At 64.8% G+C, this 21,026-nt stretch carries 22 protein-coding genes and 1 pseudogene; 5 read left to right on the top strand and 18 right to left on the bottom strand.

The window, feature by feature from the left end:
• Window positions 1-6 precede the first annotated feature (6 nt).
• Window positions 7-1,539: an acyl-CoA carboxylase subunit beta gene (locus GGD67_RS37310; RefSeq protein WP_091957395.1), complete on the bottom strand. Its 1,533-nt coding sequence runs from the start codon at window positions 1,537-1,539 to the stop codon at window positions 7-9.
• A gap of 138 nt (window positions 1,540-1,677) precedes the next feature.
• Between GGD67_RS37310 and GGD67_RS37305 the strand changes: the two genes are divergently transcribed.
• From GGD67_RS37305 to GGD67_RS39650, 3 genes and pseudogenes are all read left to right on the top strand, one after another.
• A complete protein-coding gene (locus GGD67_RS37305; RefSeq protein ID WP_179739881.1) occupies window positions 1,678-2,082 on the top strand; it encodes a DUF4260 domain-containing protein in 405 nt (134 codons plus the stop codon).
• A gap of 153 nt (window positions 2,083-2,235) precedes the next feature.
• Window positions 2,236-2,829 (top strand): hypothetical protein, encoded by a 594-nt coding sequence (locus GGD67_RS37300; RefSeq protein WP_179739879.1) that lies wholly within the window; start codon window positions 2,236-2,238, stop codon window positions 2,827-2,829.
• A gap of 10 nt (window positions 2,830-2,839) precedes the next feature.
• A pseudogene (locus GGD67_RS39650) lies at window positions 2,840-2,947 on the top strand (carboxymethylenebutenolidase); the annotation flags it as partial.
• A gap of 156 nt (window positions 2,948-3,103) precedes the next feature.
• Here the strand turns inward: GGD67_RS39650 and blaOXA are convergent.
• The 8 genes from blaOXA to GGD67_RS37260 form a co-directional block, all read right to left on the bottom strand.
• Entirely contained in the window at window positions 3,104-3,922 is an 819-nt protein-coding gene (gene blaOXA, locus GGD67_RS37295; protein ID WP_179739877.1) for a class D beta-lactamase, read from the bottom strand.
• 76 nt (window positions 3,923-3,998) lie between these two features.
• Entirely contained in the window at window positions 3,999-4,262 is a 264-nt protein-coding gene (locus GGD67_RS37290; RefSeq protein ID WP_179739875.1) for an EscU/YscU/HrcU family type III secretion system export apparatus switch protein, read from the bottom strand.
• Window positions 4,259-5,860, bottom strand: coding sequence for a flagellar hook-length control protein FliK (locus GGD67_RS37285; protein WP_179739873.1), 1,602 nt, complete (start codon window positions 5,858-5,860; stop codon window positions 4,259-4,261). Before GGD67_RS37285 ends, GGD67_RS37290 begins: the two co-directional genes overlap by 4 nt.
• 56 nt (window positions 5,861-5,916) lie before the next feature.
• A complete protein-coding gene (locus tag GGD67_RS37280; protein ID WP_179739871.1) occupies window positions 5,917-6,711 on the bottom strand; it encodes an ATP12 family chaperone protein in 795 nt (264 codons plus the stop codon).
• Between the two features lie 70 nt (window positions 6,712-6,781).
• Window positions 6,782-7,081, bottom strand: a complete 300-nt coding sequence (locus tag GGD67_RS37275; RefSeq protein WP_179739869.1) for a hypothetical protein — start codon at window positions 7,079-7,081, stop codon at window positions 6,782-6,784.
• A gap of 40 nt (window positions 7,082-7,121) precedes the next feature.
• The gene (locus GGD67_RS37270) at window positions 7,122-8,354 is read right to left on the bottom strand and encodes an RluA family pseudouridine synthase (protein WP_179739867.1); all 1,233 of its coding nucleotides are present in this window, start codon (window positions 8,352-8,354) and stop codon (window positions 7,122-7,124) included.
• Between the two features lie 52 nt (window positions 8,355-8,406).
• Entirely contained in the window at window positions 8,407-9,741 is a 1,335-nt protein-coding gene (locus GGD67_RS37265; RefSeq protein WP_018322284.1) for a replication-associated recombination protein A, read from the bottom strand.
• Window positions 9,738-11,144, bottom strand: coding sequence for a DegQ family serine endoprotease (locus GGD67_RS37260; RefSeq protein ID WP_018322283.1), 1,407 nt, complete (start codon window positions 11,142-11,144; stop codon window positions 9,738-9,740). The genes GGD67_RS37265 and GGD67_RS37260 overlap by 4 nt, the downstream gene beginning before the upstream one ends.
• 313 nt (window positions 11,145-11,457) lie before the next feature.
• Here GGD67_RS37260 and GGD67_RS37255 point away from each other — a divergent pair, with 313 nt between their 5' ends.
• On the top strand, window positions 11,458-13,071 hold the full coding sequence (locus GGD67_RS37255; RefSeq protein ID WP_179739865.1) for an OprO/OprP family phosphate-selective porin: 1,614 nt from the start codon (window positions 11,458-11,460) through the stop codon (window positions 13,069-13,071).
• A gap of 173 nt (window positions 13,072-13,244) precedes the next feature.
• Here the strand turns inward: GGD67_RS37255 and GGD67_RS37250 are convergent, their stop codons facing one another.
• Window positions 13,245-13,622, bottom strand: a complete 378-nt coding sequence (locus tag GGD67_RS37250; protein WP_018322281.1) for a winged helix-turn-helix transcriptional regulator — start codon at window positions 13,620-13,622, stop codon at window positions 13,245-13,247.
• Between the two features lie 135 nt (window positions 13,623-13,757).
• Between GGD67_RS37250 and GGD67_RS37245 the strand changes: the two genes are divergently transcribed.
• The gene (locus tag GGD67_RS37245) at window positions 13,758-14,771 is read left to right on the top strand and encodes a zinc-binding alcohol dehydrogenase family protein (protein ID WP_179739863.1); all 1,014 of its coding nucleotides are present in this window, start codon (window positions 13,758-13,760) and stop codon (window positions 14,769-14,771) included.
• Window positions 14,772-14,874: 103 nt separating this feature from the next.
• Here the strand turns inward: GGD67_RS37245 and GGD67_RS37240 are convergent, their stop codons facing one another.
• The 8 genes from GGD67_RS37240 to GGD67_RS37205 all read right to left on the bottom strand — a co-directional run bounded on the left by GGD67_RS37240 (window position 14,875) and on the right by GGD67_RS37205 (window position 20,983).
• Entirely contained in the window at window positions 14,875-15,171 is a 297-nt protein-coding gene (locus GGD67_RS37240; protein WP_018322279.1) for a DUF1330 domain-containing protein, read from the bottom strand.
• Between the two features lie 7 nt (window positions 15,172-15,178).
• Window positions 15,179-15,967, bottom strand: a complete 789-nt coding sequence (locus tag GGD67_RS37235; protein WP_179739861.1) for an SDR family NAD(P)-dependent oxidoreductase — start codon at window positions 15,965-15,967, stop codon at window positions 15,179-15,181.
• 204 nt (window positions 15,968-16,171) lie between these two features.
• Window positions 16,172-16,588, bottom strand: a complete 417-nt coding sequence (rplQ, locus tag GGD67_RS37230) for a 50S ribosomal protein L17 (RefSeq protein WP_018322277.1) — start codon at window positions 16,586-16,588, stop codon at window positions 16,172-16,174.
• 150 nt (window positions 16,589-16,738) lie between these two features.
• Entirely contained in the window at window positions 16,739-17,770 is a 1,032-nt protein-coding gene (locus GGD67_RS37225; RefSeq protein ID WP_008136316.1) for a DNA-directed RNA polymerase subunit alpha, read from the bottom strand.
• A 112-nt stretch (window positions 17,771-17,882) separates the two neighbouring features.
• A complete protein-coding gene (gene rpsK, locus GGD67_RS37220; protein ID WP_007603045.1) occupies window positions 17,883-18,272 on the bottom strand; it encodes a 30S ribosomal protein S11 in 390 nt (129 codons plus the stop codon).
• A 131-nt stretch (window positions 18,273-18,403) separates the two neighbouring features.
• Entirely contained in the window at window positions 18,404-18,772 is a 369-nt protein-coding gene (gene rpsM / locus GGD67_RS37215; protein WP_008549231.1) for a 30S ribosomal protein S13, read from the bottom strand.
• Between the two features lie 187 nt (window positions 18,773-18,959).
• Complete coding sequence (locus GGD67_RS37210; RefSeq protein ID WP_179739859.1) at window positions 18,960-19,874, bottom strand: adenylate kinase; 915 nt, start codon at window positions 19,872-19,874, stop codon at window positions 18,960-18,962.
• Window positions 19,871-20,983 (bottom strand): SecY family transport protein, encoded by a 1,113-nt coding sequence (locus GGD67_RS37205; RefSeq protein WP_312009993.1) that lies wholly within the window; start codon window positions 20,981-20,983, stop codon window positions 19,871-19,873. Before GGD67_RS37205 ends, GGD67_RS37210 begins: the two co-directional genes overlap by 4 nt.
• Window positions 20,984-21,026 lie beyond the last annotated feature (43 nt).

Below are 21,026 nucleotides of genomic sequence, written 5' to 3'. Positions count from 1 at the left end.
CGTTCCCTACAACGGCAAATTGTCGTGCTTCTTCGCCGGCGCTTCCACCTTCTTGTCCTTCAGCATCGCCAGCGCCCGTGCGATGCGCTTGCGTGTCGAATGCGGCATGATGACGTCGTCAATGTAGCCGCGTTCGGCGGCGATGAACGGCGACAGGAAGCGGTCTTCGTATTCCTTGGTGCGCGCGGTGATCTTGTCGGGGTCGCCGATGTCGGAGCGGAAGATGATCTCGACCGCGCCCTTGGCGCCCATCACCGCGATCTGGGCGGTCGGCCAGGCGTAGTTCATGTCGGCGCCGATCTCCTTGGAGGCCATGACGTCGAAGGCGCCGCCATAGGCCTTGCGCGTGATGATGGTCACCAGCGGCACGGTGCACTGCGAGTAAGCGAACAGCAGTTTCGCGCCGTGCTTGATCAGGCCGCCATATTCCTGCGCAGTGCCCGGCAGGAAGCCCGGCACGTCGACGAAGGTGACGATCGGGATGTTGAAGGCATCACAAAAACGAACGAAGCGCGCGGCTTTCCGCGATGCGTCGCTGTCGAGCACGCCGGCCAGCACCATCGGCTGGTTGGCGACGAAGCCGACGGTGCGGCCAGCGATGCGGCCGAAGCCGGTGACGATGTTCTTGGCGAACATGTCCGCGATCTCGAAGAAGTCCCCCTCGTCCACGACCTTCAGGATCAGCTCCTTCATGTCGTAAGGCTTGTTCGGATTGTCCGGGATCAGCGTATCCAGGGACATGTCGACGCGACCGATGTCGTCGAAGCTCGGCCATTCCGGCACGCCGTCACTGTTGTTGGATGGCAGGAAGTCGATTAGCCGCCGCATCTGCAGAAGCGTCTCGACGTCGTTCTCAAAGGCGCCGTCGGCAATCGAGGAGCGCGTCGCGTGCACCGAGGCACCGCCGAGCTCTTCGGCGGTGACGACCTCGTTGGTGACGGTCTTCACCACATCAGGGCCGGTGACGAACATGTAGCTCGTGTTCTTCACCATGAAGATGAAGTCGGTCATCGCAGGCGAATAGACGTCGCCGCCGGCGCAAGGGCCCATGATGACGGAGATCTGCGGGATCACGCCGGAGGCGAGCACGTTGCGGCGGAACACGTAGGAATAGCCGGCGAGCGCAGCGACACCCTCCTGAATGCGGGCGCCGCCCGCGTCATAGAGGCCGATGATGGGCGCCCGCGCCTTCATCGCCATGTCCTGGAGCTTGGTGATCTTCAGCGCATGCGTTTCCGATAGCGAGCCGCCAAACACCGTGAAGTCCTTAGCGAATACGAACGTCTTGCGGCCGTTGACGGTGCCCCACCCCGTGACGACGCCGTCGCCGGGCACCTTGTTCTTCTCCATGCCGAACTCGGTGGAGCGGTGCTCGACGAACATGTCGAACTCCTCGAACGATCCCTTATCGAGCAACAGCTCGATACGCTCACGCGCGGTCAGCTTGCCGCGGGCGTGCTGCGCCTCGATGCGCTTCTCCCCGCCGCCGAGCTTTGCGCCGGCGCGACGGTCTTCAAGGGCGTCCAGGATGTGTTTCATTTGCTCCCGCCAGTTCTTAAGTGATGCGGGGTTCTAACACGGCATTTTGCGGACCGGAAAGCGCCTTTCCGCGCCGCAGGGCTGCCCTGTCCGGGCTAAAAGCGTGAGAGATTACAAAGTTTTGCCCGGGAGGCGAGCATGAACGAGAGAATGGCCGAGACCGGTGCGGCGACAGGCCGTGTCAACATCCTGCTGCGGCTGGAGGGGCTCACCCTGTTTATCGGGATGGTGATGCTTTACTGGGCCTGGGACGGCTCCTGGCTGGTCTTTGCCCTGCTCTTCTTCGTCCCTGACCTCAGCTTCCTGGCATACCTGTCCGACGCCAAATTCGGCGCGCTGGTCTACAACGCCGCCCACAGCTACATGGCGCCGGTGTCGCTGCTGACGCTGGGCTTCGGCCTCGGCTCGCCGCTCACCTTGTCCATCGCCTTGATCTGGCTCGCCCATATCGGCATCGACCGGGCGCTCGGCTATGGCCTGAAATATTCCGCCGGGTTCGGCTTCACCCATCTGGGCCGGATCGGGCGGCAAAAAGACGCCTGACGCGCACGAATTTGGTCGCCCGGCCCGGTTGACCGGGCCTGCCGATTCAGGCTTGCTTCGCGCTCGCGATCAGGCGCCGAATGTTGCGTGAGCTCGGTTGGTACGGCGGCGGTCATTACGCCTTGGCTCGAGCATCACGCAAGCATCACTGAGATGTCCGCGACGGTCGTCCCCCTGCCGCCGAACTCGTCGTCGCAAACCATCGACTTCCTGCGGCGGATGGCCAGCATGGTGTCGGGGCGGAACGGCGAGATGCTGCTGCGCGCCGCAAGCCTGATCGAGTCGCTGGCGCAGCGGGCCATGTCGGCCGAGCGGCTCTATCATGACCAGCTGGATGCGAGCACGCGTAACGCCGAGCTGCGCGAGGCCGCCGATCTCGCCTCCGATGCCATGGTCGGCCAGATCGAGGTGCTGCGGGCGCAGCTTGCCGAGGTCACCGCAGCAGCCGCCGCCGAGCGCGCCGCCTTCGATGCCGAGCGCGGCAAGCTGATCGGCGTGATGCAGAATGCCGAGAGCCATATCGGCAAGCTCACGACCGAGCTGGACAGCTTGCGCGCCTCCGTCGACAGCTTCAACGCGACCGCGGTCTCCGTGCCGATCGAGGTGCTGCGGCTGGCGCGGACGCAGTTCGATTTCCTCTCCGCAGGGTTTGCCCGCAAGGGCGACGTGATCTCGCAGGCGATGAGCGAGATCGGCGGCTTTGCGATCGACCAGGCGCTGACGGCGAAGAAGAGCGACACCGCCTGAGGCGGTCGCCCCTGCCTGCGTCGAGCTCAACCCGCATGTCGGCGGCAATCCGAAGACGGCCGCCGAGTCGCGCAAGGCGGTGGAGGAGTTTTTGCAGGTGTTGTTCAAGTTGGGGTGAGAGGCATCTCGGCCTGCACCGGTGCCGTAGGGTGGGCAAAGCGTAGCGTGCCCACGAATCGTCGCTTACGGCATAAAGATCGTGGGCACGGCGCTACGCGCCTTTGCCCACCCTACGGCGGCTGCGCTCGACGAGAACGATTGCACCACTCACAGGCTAGATCGCGCCGATCTCGGCAAGGCAGGCTTGCGTCAGTGTCATGCGCTCGCCGACGAGTCGCGGCTCCTTGCAATCCATGTTGAGCGCGAACACCGTGTGCGTCTCGCCCTTCTCGGCCCAGCCCACCATCCAGCCGAGCGATGGCTCGCCGCGCTCGGCGCCCAGCAGGCCGGATTTGGCGCGAATGACGCTGTCGCCGACCTTGGTCACCGGCAGGATGTCGGCGACCAGATCCTGGCTGCGCTTGCTGATCGGCAGCGCGCGGCGCCGCAGCCGGTCGACGAAATCGATCTGCTCGACGGGGTCGATGCGTAAATTCCCGGTCAGCCAGAACTGGTCGATGCCGCCGCCGATGTCGCGGTTACCGTAGTCGAACTCGTCGACATACTTTTGCATTCGCTCCTGGCCAATGCGGCGGGCGATCTCCTGATAGACCGGCACTGCGCTCACGGCGATCGCGCTACGCAGCGTGTGATCCTTGTTCCAGGCCTCGATCGGACGCTTCACGCCATCCCAGGGAAACACGTCCTTGTCGGGGTCAGTGACGACGCCCGTCTCCAGCGCGATCAGCGAGTTCGGAATCTTGAAGGTCGAGGCCGGCAGCTTGCCCTCGCCGGAGCGCTCCTTGTCGCTGGCGACGACCAGATAGTCCTCGACCTTGTAGCCGACGAAGGTGCCTGATGTGCCGACGTCGGTGAAGCGCTTTGCGAGGCTATCGCGGATCTCGTTGCGCGGCGGCGCGACATGGGCGAGCGCGCGCGATGGCAGGATGGCAGATGCGGCGAGAAGGCCGAGAGTGGAGCGGCGGGTGAGCAAGAGCGATGTCCGTCAAACGATGAAAGTGATCGCGACCATGCCGCCGCTCCATGGTGAAACGATGACAGATCATGCTCTACCGCCCCCGGCCCGACAGCCGCAGCACGAATACCAGCACTTCGGCGACAGCCTTGTAAAGGTCCGGCGGGATCTCCTCGCCGAGCTCGACCTTGGACAGCGCGCCGGCCAAAACCTCGTTCTCCTCGATCGGGATGTCGTGAGCCCTGGCGATCTCGACGATCTTTTCGCCGATCGCGCCCTTGCCCTTGGCGACGACCACGGGCGCGTTGGTACCCTTTTCGTAATGCAGCGCGATGGCGAGCTTGGATGGGTCGCTCATGTCGCCCGATCCAGGAAGTGGCCGGCGCGGGCCGCTGCCGGCTGCGGCGGCGTGCCCTCGCGGACCAGAATGTCGCCGGGCCTGAGCTCGGCCCGCGTCAGCGCCTGATTGAGCTCGCCGATGCCGGCGCGCAGCTGCTGCACCGTCGCCGGCCGCTCCGCCCACATCCGCACGAAAGTCTTGTCGCCGTTCAGCGTGATCAGCGCGTGCACGGGGCCGGCCGGCTCGACGTTGAGCGAGAAGCGCGCGCGCCAGGCGCGCTTGGCGGCATCGGAGGATTCGCCAGCGCCATCGCGCGAGATTTCGAACTGCGCCATCGCGGTGCCCTGCGGCGTTGCAAAGGGAATCTCGAAATTCCACTGCGGCATTGCCGGGTCGATGCGGTGGCCAGAGGCGTCGGTGCGATCCGGGAGCGAAGCGACCTGCAACAATGTCTGCCGCGCGATGGCGGCATCGGTGTCGTCGAGCAGGCGATGCACGGTTGCGGACAACGGCGTGTCCGGCGCGAGCGAGGGCGAGGCAATCGCCTGCGGCGAGGGCAATGCACCACGGAACGGCGGTGGCGTCGCACGTGCGGCTGCTTCGAAGATGTGGCCGTCGGGCACGGCTTTGTTCGAGCCGGGCACGTTGCCGGTCAGGCGCGGCAGGTTTTCCGTGACCTCCTGCAGGAGGCTCGCGGCAAGCCCCGCGGACATGGTGCGCGGCATCGCGGCTTGCTGAGCGTTTCCGACGACGTCCGCGAGCACGGCGGCCGCGAGATTGGCGTTGCGCGGCGTCTGCGCGATCTCGGGGCCGGAAGCGGACGCGGACTGCGCGGCCTCACCTGCGGCCTGAGCAGGCGCAGTGGCGACCTGCGGTGTCCCTGTCGTCGCAGCGGGAGTTGCAGCGCCCTGTGGCGCGGCGGTTTCGAGCGTGGTCAGCGTCTGGCGCAGCACCAGCAGCGCCGCCTTCAGGTCGGGCGTCGTGCCGGCGGGCGGCCTCGCGCCGGCGGCCAGCGAAGCCTCGAAAAACAAGCCGGATTTCTGGAACGCGGTTTCGACATCGGCGCCATCGAGCCCGGGACTGAGCGGCGTCTGCTGCGCCAGCACGTCCAGCACGGCCTGCTTCAAGCCCGCAGGCAGATCGCTGCCGGTGACGACGGATGCCAGATTGGCGAACAGCGGTGCCTGGCTGCCCTGTTTTGTGGCGGCCTCGGCCGAGGCCGCGGTGACGGCGACCTGCTCCAATGGCGTCAGCGTGTTGCGTGTCGCGGCTGCGGATGGCGCCAGCGGCGGGCTTTCCACCACCGAGGCCGCACGCGGCGTCAGCGTGATCTGATCGGCAGTGGCCTCGCCTGCCCCGTTGATCACGGAGAGCCTGATGGTGCCGTCGTTCTGCGAGACCGCCAGCTGGAGATTCTGCCCGGGCGTCAGCGCCACCTCCGACATCACGTCCATCGAGAGGTTGGCGATCGCGATCCGCACCAGATTGTTGGCCATCACGCTGACAACCCTGGCATCGACGACGCTGCCGGCCTGCAGCACGAGGTCCGGCGTCGTCGCATCAGCCACGGGGCTGGCGGCACTGACGGGGAGGATGGAAGTGACCGGCGTCGGCATCTCAGGGGCCCATGGAGCGCTGGCCACACCCTAAGGCCACCGTCGTAAACCTCTCGTTAAGGACCTTCGGCTGCGGACGCCTTTGCCGCCGCCAGAACCGCCACGGCGGCCTCGAAATCCCTGAGACGGGTGGCCCGACGGCTGGCGGCCTCCTCGTCCACGCCCCATTGGTCGATGTTCCAGTCCTCATCGACATGGGCGGCGGCCCAGACCTCGCCGGCATCGCGTGCCCCATGCGCCAGCGCCAGCGCCAGCAGCGCCGAGCCGGTCAGGGTCGTCACCACGTGGAGTGCGGCGACCGACCAGGCGTCCCCCGGCAGCGCGGCGCGCGCGGCCTCGACCGCCTCATCGGGCTGCTTCACATGCATGACGCCCTCGGACAGGATGAAATGCGCGCCCAGCGTGTCCGCGGCCCAGAACAGCACGGGATCCCAATGCGCGGCCTCGCGGGCGACCAGCCCTTCGGGATGGCCGGCACGATAGAACAGCAAATCGGACTCGAAATATTTCGCAAGGTCGTCGCTGACGAGCTCGACGCGATCGACAACGCCCTCGACCACGCTGTTGGCGATCCGCGTCAGCGGCATGGTCATGGGGTCGATGCTCTCGCCCTGAGCCGCCCATTCTGCGGCCACGGCATCGGCGAGCGCGCGCGACGGAATCACCACCTGGCGGCCGGAGGGCGTGCGGATCGGCTTGCCATCGAGCGTGATGGCGAAACCGCCTTCGGCTTCAGTCGTAGTCGCCTCCTTGTAGAAGCGCTTGCGCTGCGGCGGGCGCGCGGACGCGCGCGCCGATTCCCGCGGGTCAGGCGGGGGTTGCCCTGCTGCTTCTTCGAACAATTCGCGCATCGTTTTTTCGGTCCCTGTCGTCGGTCAGATTACCTGTCTCGTCATGGCTTCGCCACGACCATGAGTGCTGCTAGTTCGCGCAAGCGCGTGCGTAAGTGCCGCGATCGGCTGGGCCCAGTCCCGCAGCTGCGGCGGCGTCGAGGCACTTTGTGACGCGATCGCTGAACGAGTTACGCGGAAGCGGCTGGTAGTTGTAGCGCGGCGGCGCGTCGACTTGCGGAACCTGCGGCACCTCGATCTTCGGCGGCGGTGGCGGCTGAGGCAGCGGTGGGGCGAGCCGTGAAGCGTCCGGCAGCACGTATTGCGCGTGGGTGGCCTGCCCCACACATAGCGCGGCCAACAGCACAAGATAGATCGAGAGCCGTGTCATGGAGGATATGTCGTGGGTCTACCACCCCCGTTCAACCCGGCTATTCTTCAGGCGCGTTCTCGATTGGATCAAACCGGCTTGCATCCAGCCCGAGCAGATTCCACGACTGCTGCATGTGCGGCGGCAATGGCGCGGTGGCGTCGATCACGCCGCCGCGCGGATGCGGAATGACGATGCGGCGCGCGAGCAGATGCAGCCGGTTTTGCAGGCCGCCCGGCAGCTGCCAGTTCTCGATGTTGAAATATTTGGGATCGCCGACGATGGGATGGCCGATATGCTCCATGTGGGCGCGCAGCTGATGGGTGCGTCCCGTCACCGGCTTCAGCGACACCCAGGTCAACTTGTTGCCGGCGGTCTCGACCACCGCGTAATATGTCACCGCGTGGCTGGCGCCCTCGTCGCCATGCTGGGCGATGCGCATGATGGTGTCGTCCTCGCTCTCCTCCTTGGCGAGGAAGGTCGAGATGCGGCCCTGCTTCGGCTTCGGCAGGCCCGGCACCAGCGCCCAATAGACTTTTCGCGCCGAGCGCGAGCGGAACGCGCCGGTCAGATGCGAAGCGGCAAACCGCGTCTTGGCGACCAGCAGACATCCTGACGTCTCCCGGTCGATACGGTGCACCAGGCGTGGCTTCTGGCCCTTGGAATCGCGCATCACCTCCAGCATCTGGTCGATGTGCCGCGTCATGCCCGAGCCGCCCTGCACGGCAAGGCCGGCCGGCTTGTTCAGGACAAGGACGTCGTCGTCCTCAAAGATCGTCATCTCCTTCAGCGCCTTGAGGGTCTTCTGGGCGGCTTCCGAGAGCTCGCCGACGCCCTTCGGCGTGTCGAGCTTGAGCGGCGGAATGCGGACGCTCTGGCCCTCCTCCAGGCGGTCCTTGCTGTCGACGCGCTTGCCGTCAACGCGCAGCTCGCCTTTTCGCACGACACGCTGGATGTGGGAGAACGACAGGCCGGGAAAGCGCGCCTCGAGGAAACGATCGACGCGCATGTTGTTCTCGTCGGCGGTCACCTTGACGGTCTGCACCTTGGTCGGCAGCAGCGCCTCGACGGGCTTTTCGGGCGCGGCCCTTTCCAGCTCGGCTTTCTCCAGCCTAGCCTTGGGCGCGCGCCGCTCGGCCCGCTCGCCGGCAAAGCGCGGCGGCTTGCTGCCGCCGGGCTTGCCACCCGGCCGGGGTCCAGCCTTAGACGCGCTACGTGCCTTGAACGGGCGAGAATCGTCGCGCTCGTCACGCGAACGGGGCTTCGGGTTCATTCTCTTGATGCGGCGGCTCATGGTTGCCTGCGTACCCTAAAAGCCGGGTCCCGTCACGGCGAAATGGCCGTTTTTAGCGCGGGCCGCCCCGCTCCTTCCTCAGCTTGGCCCAGTAATCCAGCCGCTTCCTGATCTCGCGCTCGAAGCCGCGCTCGGGCGGGTCGTAGAACGTTTGGCGGCCCAGGGCTTCCGGGAAGTAGTCCTGCCCGGAGAAGGCGTCGGGGGCGTCGTGGTCGTATTCGTAAGATGCGCCGTAGCCTTCGGACTTCATCAGCTTGGTCGGCGAATTGAGGATGTGCTTTGGCGGCAGCAGCGAGCCGGCCTGCTTGGCGACCTGCATCGCCGTGCCGAAGGCGGTGTAGACCGCATTCGATTTCGGCGCGGTGGCGAGATAGACGACGGCCTGCGCGATGGCGAGCTCGCCTTCGGGATGGCCGAGGAAATCGAACGCGTCCTTGGCCGCATTGGCGATGACGAGCGCCTGCGGATCGGCAAGGCCGATGTCCTCCACGGCCATCCGCACGACGCGGCGGGCCAGGAACAGCGGGTCCTCACCGGCATCGAGCATGCGCGCGAGGTAATACAACGCGGCGTCGGGATCGGAGCCGCGCACGGACTTATGCAGCGCCGAGATCAAATTGTAATGGCCGTCAGCCGATTTGTCGTAGATCGGCGCGCGGCGCTGCAAAATCTCCTGCAACTGAGCGGCATTGAAGATCTCGTCCGCCCGCGCCGAACGCCAGACCTCTTCGGCGAGCGTCAGCGAGGCGCGGCCATCGCCATCGGCCATGCGCACCAGCACGGCGCGCGCTTCCGCATCGAGCGGCAGCTTGCGACCTTCGACCTCCTCGGCATGCGCAAACAGTTTTTCGATCGCGGCGGCATCGAGCGAGCGAAACACCAAGACGCGCGCACGAGAGAGCAACGCCGCGTTGAGCTCGAAGGACGGATTCTCCGTGGTGGCGCCGACCATCACTACGGTGCCGTCTTCCATCACGGGCAGAAACGAATCCTGCTGGGCGCGGTTGAAGCGATGCACCTCGTCGACGAACAGCAGCGTGCCCTTGCCCATCTCGCGGCGGGCGCGCGCGGCGTCGAACGCTTTCTTCAGGTCGGCGACGCCGGAGAACACCGCGGAGATCTGCTCGAAATGCAGGTCGGTCGCATCCGCCAGCAGCCGCGCCACCGTGGTCTTGCCAGTGCCGGGCGGGCCCCAGAACACCAGCGATCCCAGCGTGCGCGTCTCCAGCATGCGCGTCAGCGCCCCGTCGGGACCGAGGATGTGGTCCTGGCCCACGACCTCCGACAGCGCGCGCGGGCGCAACCGGTCCGGCAGCGGATGCGGAGCGTCGTGGTCGAGCCCCGCCGCGGCAAAGAGCGTCGGCGTTTGTGGTCGCTTCGGACTCATCCGCCCAGCGTGACGTTGATCTGCTGGCCGCCGCGCACCAGCGTGATACGCCAGATCCGCGGGCGCTCTCCGGCCGCCTTTTCGAGGTCGCCGGTCCTGCTGATCTTCTGGTTGTTGACCGCCAGAATGATATCGCCCTTCTGGAAGCCGACATTTGCGGCCGCACTGTCGCCGCCGAGATCGGTGATCACGACACCCTCGGTGTCGGCGTCAAGATGCAGCTCGTCGGCGACCGCCGGCGTGATGGTCGAGACCTTCGCGCCCTGGAACGGCGAACGCGCGGTGACGACGAGCTCGTTACGTCCCGTATCGGGCGCGGTCTCCAGCGCCACCGTCAGCTTGAGCGGCTTGCCGCTGCGCTGCACGTCGATCTGCGCGCTGCCGCCGAGCGGACGAGTGGCGAAGCGATAGTCGAAGGCGTTGGGATCATCCACGGTCTGGCCATCGATCCCAGTGATGAGATCCGAGGACTTCAGGCCGGCCTTCGCGGCGGGGCCGTTCGACACCACGCTCGCGACCAGCGCGCCGGTCGGCGAACGCAGGCCGAGGCTCTCGGCGATCTCGGGCGTCACCGCCTGCAATTTTGCCCCGAGCCAGGGACGCTTCACCGCCTTGCCGCCGCTCTTGGCGGAGGCGACGACGACACGCACCATGTTGGCAGGGATCGCGAAACCGATGCCTTGCGAGCCGCCGGAGCGCGAATAGATCGCGGTGTTGATGCCCGCCAGCTTGCCGGCCATGTCGACCAGCGCGCCGCCGGAATTACCGGGATTGATCGCCGCATCGGTCTGGATGAAGAACTGATAGTCGGTGATGCCGACCTGGGTGCGCGCCAGCGCCGAGATGATGCCGTGAGTCACGGTCTGGCCGACGCCGAAGGGATTGCCGATCGCGAGCACGACGTCGCCGACCAGCAATTCGTCGGAATTGGTGAAATCGAGGGTCGGGAATTTCTCCTTGGTGTCCTTCAGGCGTAGCACGGCAAGATCGGTGCGCGTGTCCTTCAGCAGTATCTCCGCTTCGAACTCGCGCTTGTCCGACAACGACACCTTGACCTGGTCCGCGCCCTCGATGACGTGGACGTTGGTGACGACGAGGCCGGACGCATCGACGATGACGCCGGAGCCGAGCGAGCGCTGCATCTGCTCGGGCTGTTGGCCCGGCACGCCGAAGAAGCGGCGGAAGATCGGATCGTCCAGCAGCGGGTTGCGGTTCTGCACCACCTTGGCGGCATAGACGTTGACCACGGCCGGCTGCACCCGCTGCACGATCGGCGCATAGGACAGCCGCAGCTCGGCCGGCGATGACGGGACCCGACGGTCCTGAGCAGCAGCCGGGTTGAAGTGGGCGGAAAAGCCTATGCACAATGCCGTGACGACGGCGGTCCGGATCGATCGAAACATTCCTACCTCTTGGAAAAGACGCCGGAATATAGGCGCGTTCGTCCCCCAATAGAAGGGCGCCGGGCGGCAATATTCGGCCTCGGTCTGACGTCTACGGCCTGCAAGCCAAGCGTGCGGAACGGCGATTTGTCTTGCCTCGCGGATTGGCATGACACGCATCATCTTGCATCCTTGCTCGCGGTGGATTCGGTTGCGGCGAATTTACATCACCGGGAACCAGGCAACCGATGCGCGTCGTCGCGGGGCAGTCATCAATCGTTCCTAGCCTCACCGCCTACGACTTGGGGAATTGGTCAAACCATGGAGTCATGACGTGAGCAGGACAAGGATTGCAGCCACGGCGATTGGCCTCGCCGGAGCGTTGGCGGCCTCGCAGGCCCAGGCCCAATCAGCAAGCAGCAGCGAGCAGGAGATCGCGCTGCTCAAGCAGCAGCTGAAGATGCTGGAGCAGAAGCTCGACAAGCTCCAGAGCCAGACCGCGGCGAACACGGCGGCCACGGCAAAAGCCAAAGCCGAAGCAAAGGCAGAGGCCAAGGCCGAAGCGCGGTCGGAGGCGAAGGTCGCCGTGGCCAACGCGAACGCGGCGATCCCGGTCAAGGGCCCGGCACCGGCATCCGGCGTCGTCGTGACCATGCCGAACAACCGGCCGACCATCTGCACCGCGGACCAGGCCAATTGCGTCGCCATCACCAGCCGCCTGCACTGGGATGTCGGCGGCTATGACTATCGTCCCAACACGGCAGCGACCGTGCCGCAGAAGCTCGACAGCGGCCAGAACGTCCGCCGCGCGCGCATCGGCGTCACCGGCAAATTCTTCAACGACTGGAACTTCGCGTTGGTCTACGATTTCGGCGGCACGTCCGACGGTTTTGGCGGCACAGCCCCTGGATCACTGCCGGGCGGCGGCGTCTCCGGCGTCGAGAACGCCTATCTCAGCTACACCGGCTTGAAGCCATTCGGCGGCAAGATGGCGATCGAAGCCGGCATCATGGACCTGCCCTACACGCTCGATGAGGCCACGAGCTCCAACGACATCATGTTCATGGAGCGCGCCTCGGCCGGCATCATCGCGACCAATATCGCCGCCGGCGACTTCCGCTCCGCGGCCGGTACGCGCTGGTACAACGACCAGCTCTGGATCGGCGGCTACGTCACGGGGCCATCGACCGGCGCGATCCACTCGGCTTCCAGCGCGGCACCGGCAGGCACGAGCGAGCAATACGGCGCTGTGGCGCGCATTGCCGGCAACCCGATCAGCGGCAAGGACTATTCGGTGCATATCGGCGCCGACGCCCAGTGGCTGATCCAGCCGCCGCGCAATCTCATTGCCAATACGCAGACCGTCACGCTCAGCGATCGTCCGGAATTGCGTCTCGACCCGACCACGCTGATCTCGACCGGCGCGATCGCCAATGCCTCGGGTGCGCAGGTCTACAGCATCGAAGCCGCGGCGACCTACGGCCCGCTCATCGTTCAAGGCGAGTACTTCTGGTACAATGTCGACCGGACCGCCAACACCGGCGTGCCGCTGGTCGGCGCACCCAGCCTGAAATTCCAGGGCGGCTACGCGCAGGCCGGCTACGTGTTGACGGGGGAAGGCCGCAGCTACAACGCGGCGAACGCGGCCTATAGCGGCGTCAAGCCGGCGCATCCGTTCTCGCTCGAAGGCGGCGGCTGGGGTGCGTGGGAGATCGCGGGGCGCTTCTCGACGGTCGACCTCAACAATCAGTTGGGCACAGCGACCGGCATCGCCGGCGGACGGCAGACCGTCTATACGCTGGCGCTCAACTGGTACGTCAACGGCAACGTCCGCTTCATGCTCGACTATCTGCACGGCACGGTGTCGAGGCAAGCCTCGCCGATCTCAACCGCAGATGTCGGCTCGAAGTTCGATGCGGTCGCGATGCGCACCCAGTTCGCGTTCTAAACTCGCTGTCGTCCCGGGGCGCGCGCAAGCGCGAACCCGGGACCCATAACCACAGGGAGTAGTTTGGCGAAGTCTCAGAGTTGGCCGCTCGCGCTACAATTTCTTCCTGGGGTTATGAATCCCCGCGTTCGCGGGGATGACACCGAGAGTGAGGCGCCAGCTTTACGACCAACTCACGCCGCGCGCTTCGGCTTCTTCACCACGACCGGCGCCGGTGCGCAGGACAGGCGCTGCTGGTGGCTCTCGCCCCAGGCCTTCAGGATGTCGATCACCGGCTTGAGGCTCTCGCCGAGCTCGGAGAGGCAATATTCGACGCGCGGCGGCACCTCGGCATAGACCTTGCGGATGACAAGCTTGTCCTCCTCCAGCGCGCGCAGCTGCTTTGTCAGCATGCGCTGGGTGATGCCGGGCATCCGGCGGCGCAGTTCGCCGAAACGCTGGGTGCCGCTCTGCAGATGGTAGAGGATCACGCCCTTCCACTTGCCGTCGATCAGATCCAGCGTCGCCTCGACCGAGCAGCCCGGGCGACGGGCAAAATCGCGCCGTTTCATGCGTATTTTCCCAATAGTATCCAAACAGGGACTATATCCCCGAATTTACAGTACTTGCCAAATTGGAGCCAGCGCGACAGTTAGCAGGTCAGGCGCGCCCATGCCAAGCTGCGCCCCATCTGATGGAGACAAGCCATGAAGGCCGTCGGCTACAAGAAATCGCTCCCGATCGAGGATCAGGATGCGCTGATCGATTTCGAGATCGCAAAACCCGAGCCCAAAGGGCGCGACATCCGCGTCGCCGTGAAGGCGATCTCGGCCAATCCGGTCGATTACAAGGTACGCAAGCGCGCAGCGCCGCCCGAGGGCGAGACCAAGATCCTGGGCTACGACGCGGCAGGCGTGGTCGACGCCGTCGGGCCTGAAGTCACGCTGTTCAAGCCGGGCGACGAGGTGTTTTACGCCGGCTCGATCCTGCGCCAGGGCACCAATTCCGAATTCCACCTGGTCGACGAGCGCATCGTCGGCAACAAGCCGAAGAGCCTGTCGTTCGCGCAAGCCGCTGCCCTTCCCCTCACCTCCATCACCGCCTGGGAATTGCTGTTCGATCGGCTCGGCGCGGTGCCCGGCAAGAGCGTCGATCCGCGCACGCTGCTGATCACGGGCGGCGCCGGCGGCGTCGGCTCGATCCTGATCCAGCTCGCGCGCCGCCTCACCGGCCTCACGGTGCTCGCCACCGCGACGCGGCCGGACTCGCAGAAATGGTGCCTCGATCTCGGCGCGCATGCGGTGATCGACCACGGCAAGCCGATGAAGGAGCAGATCGAAAAATTGAAGCTGCCGCCCGTCGCGCTGGTGGCGAGCCTCACCTTCACCGATCAGCATTACAAGGCGATCGTCGAGTTCATGGCCCCGCAGGGCCGGTTCGGCCTGATCGACGACCCCCCTGAATTCACCATGAGCACGTTCAAGGGCAAGGCGATCTCGGTGCACTGGGAATCGATGTTCACGCGCTCCTCGTTCCAGACATCAGACATGATCGCGCAGCATCATTTGCTGAACGACGTCGCCGACCTTGTCGACAAAGGCGTGCTGCGCACCACGCTCGACCAGACTTTTGGCACGATCAACGCCGCCAACCTCAAGCGCGCGCATGCGCTCTTGGAGAGCGGCAAGTCGCGCGGCAAGATCGTGCTGGAGGGATGGTAGGCGAAGGTCTCGTAGGGTGGGCAAAGGCGCACTTGCGCCGTGCCCACCAACGCTCAACGAGGACAGGAGTGGTGGGCACTACGCTTTGCCCACCCTACCGCAGCTACGCTTCCGCCGCGCCCTCGACGAACAGCAGCCGCCGCTCCAGCGCCGACTGCCGCAGCTTCAGCGCCTCGGCATATTCCGGCGAGGCGTACCATTCCTTCAGCCGCGCCATCGACGCGAATTCGACGATGACGATGGCCTTCGCTGGAAGGTTGCCTTCGGCAAGCTCGGCCTTGCCGCCGCGGACGAGATAACGCCCGCCATACTGCGCGATCGTCTCTGCGGCGAGCACACGATAGGCTTCGAACCCCTCGGGATCGCGCATCTCGACTTCGGAAATCACATAGGCTGTCATGCGCGGCTCAGGCGATGGTGTTGACGATGCCGCCCTCGGCCCGCAGCGCCGCACCGTTGGTCGCCGACGCCTCCTTCGACGCGGCATAGACCACCATGTTGGCGATCTCGTCGACGCTGGCGAAGCGTTGCAGCAGCGAGCTCGGGCGATGCTGCTTGACGAAATTGGCTGCAGCCTCGTCGACCGACTGGCCGTTCTGCTTGGCGAGATCCTTCACAAAGGTCTCGACGCCCTCCGACATGGTCGGGCCCGGCAGCACGGAATTGATGGTGACGCCGGTGCCGCGGGTGAGCTGCGCCAGACCGCGCGCGACCGAGAGCTGGGCCGTCTTGGTCATGCCGTAGTGGATCATCTCGACGGGAATGTTGAGCCCGGACTCCGATGAGATGAAGACGATGCGGCCCCAATTGCGCTTGAGCATGCCCTTCAGGTAGACCCGCGACAGCCGCACGCCGCTCATGACATTGACCTCGAAGAAACGACTCCAGTCCTCGTCCGGAATCTCGAAGAAATCCTTGGGCTCGAAGATGCCGGCATTGTTGATGAGGATGTCGACCTCGGGCAGCGCCGCAACGAGCGCCTTGCAGCCCGCTGCGGTCGAGACGTCGGCGGCGATACCGCGCACCTTCGCGCCCGTCCCTTCCAGCTTGCGCACGGCGGCATCGACCTTGTCCTGGCCGCGCCCGTTTATCACGACGCTGGCGCCGGAGGCTGCTAGGCCTCTGGCAATGGCGTGGCCGATGCCGGCGGTCGAGCCGGTCACGAGGGCGGACTTTCCAGAAAGGTCGACCTTCATGTCTCATCTCCATCGATGTCGGTGGAGATATCGGGCGCTCGACATGAGATCGCAATTGGCGCTCACTCACGCGTGAGAAGGACACGGGCTCGTCACCACGGCGAAACCCGGGACTACGAGACGAGCACCGATAAGGTATCGGCGACGGCCAACAAAAAAAGCGGCGCCCGAAGGCGCCGCTCTCTGAATTCAATACCGATCGGCTTAGGCCGCCTCGGCTTCCTTTTCCTGCACCGGACCGGAATCCTGGCCCTTGGCATCGACGTCGCGATCGACGAACTCGATCACGGCCATCGCGGCATTGTCGCCATAGCGGAAGCCGGCCTTGATGATGCGGGTGTAGCCGCCCTGGCGATCCTTGTAGCGAGGCGCCAGCACGTCGAACAGCTTCTTGACCTGGTCCTTGTCGCGCATCTCGGAGATGGCCTGGCGGCGCATGGCCAGCCCGCCCTTCTTGCCGAGGGTGACGAGCTTCTCGACGATCGGGCGCAATTCCTTCGCCTTCGGCAGCGTGGTGACGATCTGCTCGTGCTTGATCAGCGCGGCGCACATGTTGGCGAACATCGCGCGGCGATGCTCGGCGGTGCGATTGAGCTTTCGATGAACCTTGCCGTGACGCATTTGACTATTCCTTACGTAAAAACTGCCGCGACGGTTCGTCGGACATGTTGCTCAGGTGGGCTGCCTGCGTTCGCCCTAGGTCGCGAATAGCGAATGGCGAGTAGCGAATGGATGATCTTCCCTATTCGCTATTCGCCACTCCCAACTCGCTCAGTAATGATCCTCGAAGCGCTTGGCGAGCTCGTCGATGTTCTCCGGCGGCCAGCCCGGCACTTCCATGCCGAGATGCAGACCCATCTGGGCCAGCACTTCCTTGATCTCGTTCAGCGACTTGCGGCCGAAGTTCGGAGTGCGGAGCATTTCCGCCTCGCTCTTCTGCACGAGGTCGCCGATGTAGACGATGTTGTCGTTCTTCAAGCAGTTGGCCGAACGCACCGACAGCTCGAGCTCGTCCACCTTCTTGAGGAAGGCCGGGTTGAAGGCGAGGTCCGGGATGATCTCCTGGGCGACTTCCTTGCGCGGCTCTTCGAAGTTGACGAACACGTTGAGCTGATCCTGCAGGATGCGCGCGGCGTAAGCCACGGAATCATCCGGCGAGATCGCGCCGTTGGTCTCGATCGTCATGGTCAGCTTGTCGTAGTCGAGGATCTGGCCCTCACGGGTGTTCTCGACCTTGTAGGAGACCTTGCGGACCGGCGAGTAAAGGCTGTCGACCGGGATCAGGCCGATCGGCGCGTCCTCGGGGCGGTTGCGCTCGGCGGGCACGTAGCCCTTGCCGGTGGCGACCGTGAACTCCATGCGGATCTCGGCGCCCTCGTCGAGCGTGCAGATCTGCAGGTCGGGGTTCAGCACCACGACGTCGCCGACGGTCTGGATGTCGCCGGCGGTGACGACGCCCGGGCCCTGCTTCTTCACGACCATGCGCTTGGGGCCTTCGCCCTGCATCTTGATCGAGATGTCCTTGATGTTGAGCACGATGTCGGTGACGTCCTCACGAACGCCAGCGATCGAGGAGAACTCGTGCAGCACGCCGTCGATGTGCACCGACTGCACCGCCGCGCCCTGGAGCGAGGAGAGCAGGATGCGACGCAGCGCGTTGCCGAGCGTCTGGCCGAAGCCGCGCTCGAGCGGCTCGGCGACGATGGTCGCGAAACGGTTCGAATCGCTGCCGGGCGTGACCTGGAGCTTGTTCGGTCGAATCAGTTCTTGCCAATTTTTCTGGATCGTCACTGTTTCACCCATACAGGCCAGTCAATTTGAGAGCTCAAATACTGGCGTTGGAGAAAGGCCGCGGATCATTCCCGCGGCTTCTTAGAAAAGTCATTGCGGGCGCCAATGCGCCCGCAACTCGGGATCAAACGCGCCGACGCTTGCGGGGACGGCAACCGTTATGCGGGATCGTGGTCACGTCGCGGATCGAGGTGACGGTAAAGCCTGCGGCCTGAAGCGCGCGGAGTGCCGACTCGCGGCCCGAACCGGGACCTGCGACTTCGACTTCCAGCGTGCGCATGCCGTGCTCCTGCGCCTTCTTGGACACGTCCTCGGCAGCAACCTGCGCGGCGTACGGGGTCGACTTGCGCGAGCCCTTGAAGCCCATCGTGCCGGCGGAAGACCAGGCAATCGTGTTGCCCTGCGCGTCGGTGATGGTGATGGTCGTGTTGTTGAACGACGAGTTCACGTGCGCGACGCCGGAGGCGATGTTCTTGCGCTCGCGACGACGAACGCGGGTGGCTTCCTTGCCCATAGATTACCTTTCCTGAAGATCTCAAACGCCGCCGTAATGCCAGCGGCTACACCTGTGGAAGCGAATGGTGAGTAGCGAATGGCGAATAGGGAAAATCCCTACTCGCCATTCGCCATTCCCGATTCGCCAGTTTACTTCTTCTTGCCGGCGATGGCCTTGGCCGGACCCTTGCGCGTGCGCGCATTGGTGTGGGTGCGCTGGCCGCGCACCGGCAGGCCGCGACGATGACGCAGGCCGCGATAGCAGCCGAGGTCCATCAGACGCTTGATGTTGATGCCGACCTCACGACGCAGGTCGCCCTCGACGAGATAGTCGCGGTCGATCACTTCGCGGATCTGGAGCACTTCGGCGTCGCTCAGCTGATTGACGCGACGATCCACGGGGATCTTCACCTTCTCCAGGATCTCACCGGCGATCTTCTGGCCGATGCCATGGATGTACTGGAGCGCGATCAGCACGCGCTTGTTGGTCGGGATGTTCACGCCGGCAATACGGGCCACGGCCTTCTCTCCTGTTGCCGATCCCTCGTCAGGAATCGGTCTTTAAGTGCTTGGTTTCTCGGGCAGGTGTTCACAAACGCGAACACGACGCCCACCCCTAGTCTTCCTGGGGCCCGGCATCGTTTGAAACTATCCGACTTGGATGCGGGGCTTATTAGGGGATTCCAGGGGCTTTCGTCAACCGCCGCTAGCGCTTAGCTCGCTTTTTCGTGACCTTTTTTGCGGCCTTTCTGGCACCCTTTTTGACAGCCTTCTTGGCGGTCTTTTGGGCTGCCTTTTTCGCCGCTTTCTTGACGGTCTTCCCGGCGGCCTTCTTGCCGGCTTTCTTGGCCGTCTTCTTGGGACCCCTCACCGCCGTCTTGGCGGCCTTCTTGGCCGATTTGACGGGTTTTTTGGTCGTTTTGGCCGGTTTTTGGGCTGTTTTCCTGGCCGTCTTGCTCGCCTTCTTGCTCGCCTTGGCCTTCTTGGCCGGGCCCGCCTTGGCTGCGCTTTTGGCGTGGGTCTTGGGCTCGACCGCCCCCAGCGCCAGGAGCTGGCGATGGATGGCGCGGGTGACCTCGTCGATGGCCATCATACCGTCGATGGTCGAAAGCTTCCGCCGCTCGGAATAGTAGTGAATCAGCGGTTCCGTCTGGTTGCGGTAATTGGCTAACCGCTTGGTCAGAACCTCCGGGGTGTCGTCGAGTCGGACCTCCTCCCCGCGCTCACGCATCTGGGCGACGCGGGTCTCGACACGGTTCAGGAGCGCGCTCTCGTTGACGCGGAGCTCGATCACGGCGTCGAGCTTGAGGTGCTTGTGCTTGAGCAACTCGTCCAGCGCCTCGGCCTGCGGCACGGTGCGCGGGAAACCGTCGAGGATGAAGCCGTTGCGGGCATCCGGCTGGTCGATCCGATCCGAGATGATTCCGACCACGACCTCGTCGGGCACGAGAGCACCGCTGGCCATGATCTCTTTGGCCTTCAGCCCGACCGGCGTACCGGCCGCAACCGCGGCACGCAGCATCTCGCCGGTCGAGAGCTGGACGATGCCATAACGCTGCACCAAGAGCTGCGCCTGGGTCCCCTTGCCCGACCCCGGCGGTCCCAGAAGTATAATTCTCATCGGCGTACGCCCCCCGGATTGGTGAGCGATACCTCGCGCACCTGTGTTTGAAGATCGAGAATAGTGCAAACCACAATCAGCGCCGCACCACCACCCATTTTATAAACTAGCGCATTCCCGTAGGCCAAGAACACCTCGGGAATCAACGAAAGCGCAGTCAGGTAGCTGGCGCCGATCACGGTGGTCAGCGACACCACGCGGTCGAGATAGCTAGCTGTTGCCTCGCCCGGCGTGACGCCGGGAATCACGCCGCCCTGCCGGGCAAGCGATTCGGCGGCATGATCGGGATCGATGACAAAGGCCGTGTAGACGAAGGCCAGCGCGAATACCGCGATCGATCCGAAAACGATGTGAGCCTTCTCGCCGAACTGAAGATGCGCGCTGATGGTTTCGACCCAGGATCCGTCATCGGCACCGAAGATGAAGCCGGCAAAAATCACTGGCAGCGAGATCGCCCAGGGCGCGACGGTCGCGGGCAACAGGTAACCGGCGCTGTTGATCTTGAGCGGCAGCACCGCCGAACGCGAAGGCAGCGAGCGCTCCCCGACGCGGCGCGCGGCAAACTGCACCGGAACGTTACGCCGCGCGCGCTCGACGAAGACGATCAGCGCGACCACCACGATCAGGAAGACCGCGTTGCTCACCAGAACATTGCCGGAGATCGCTCCTCGTCGCAGCTGGGTGAGGAGGGTCGCAACATCGGACGGCAGCGAAGCCACGATGCTGACGGTTAGGACGAGCGCGAGGCCATTGCCGATTCCGCGACGCGTGATCTGCTCACTGAGCCAGATCAGAACGAACACGCCGCCGACAAGCGAGACCGTGGCGCTCAAGACGAACCAGTCGCCGGGATGGACGACAAGTCCCGGCATTTGCCGCATGGTCGAGGCGATGCCAAAGGCCTGAAACGTAGCAAGGAGCAACGTCAGGATCAGGGTGATACGCGCCAGCTTGCGCCGACCGGCCTCGCCCGATCGTTCGAGCGCCCTCAGCCTTCGCCACACCACAGCGACGAGCTGAACAAGAATTGCGGCAGTCAGATAAGGAAACAGGGACAGCGAGAAGATCGAAAGCGGGGCGATCTTGTTTGCCGCGAACCCGCCATGCACCGCGACACCCGCGACCGGAATCTGGGTGCCGAGCCTGAAGAGG

Source organism: Bradyrhizobium sp. IAR9 (genome assembly GCF_013408065.1).
Classification (GTDB): Bacteria; Pseudomonadota; Alphaproteobacteria; order Rhizobiales; family Xanthobacteraceae; genus Bradyrhizobium.
The sequence above is the reverse complement of the archived record's forward strand: the minus strand, read 5'-3'. Positions and strand labels throughout refer to the sequence as shown.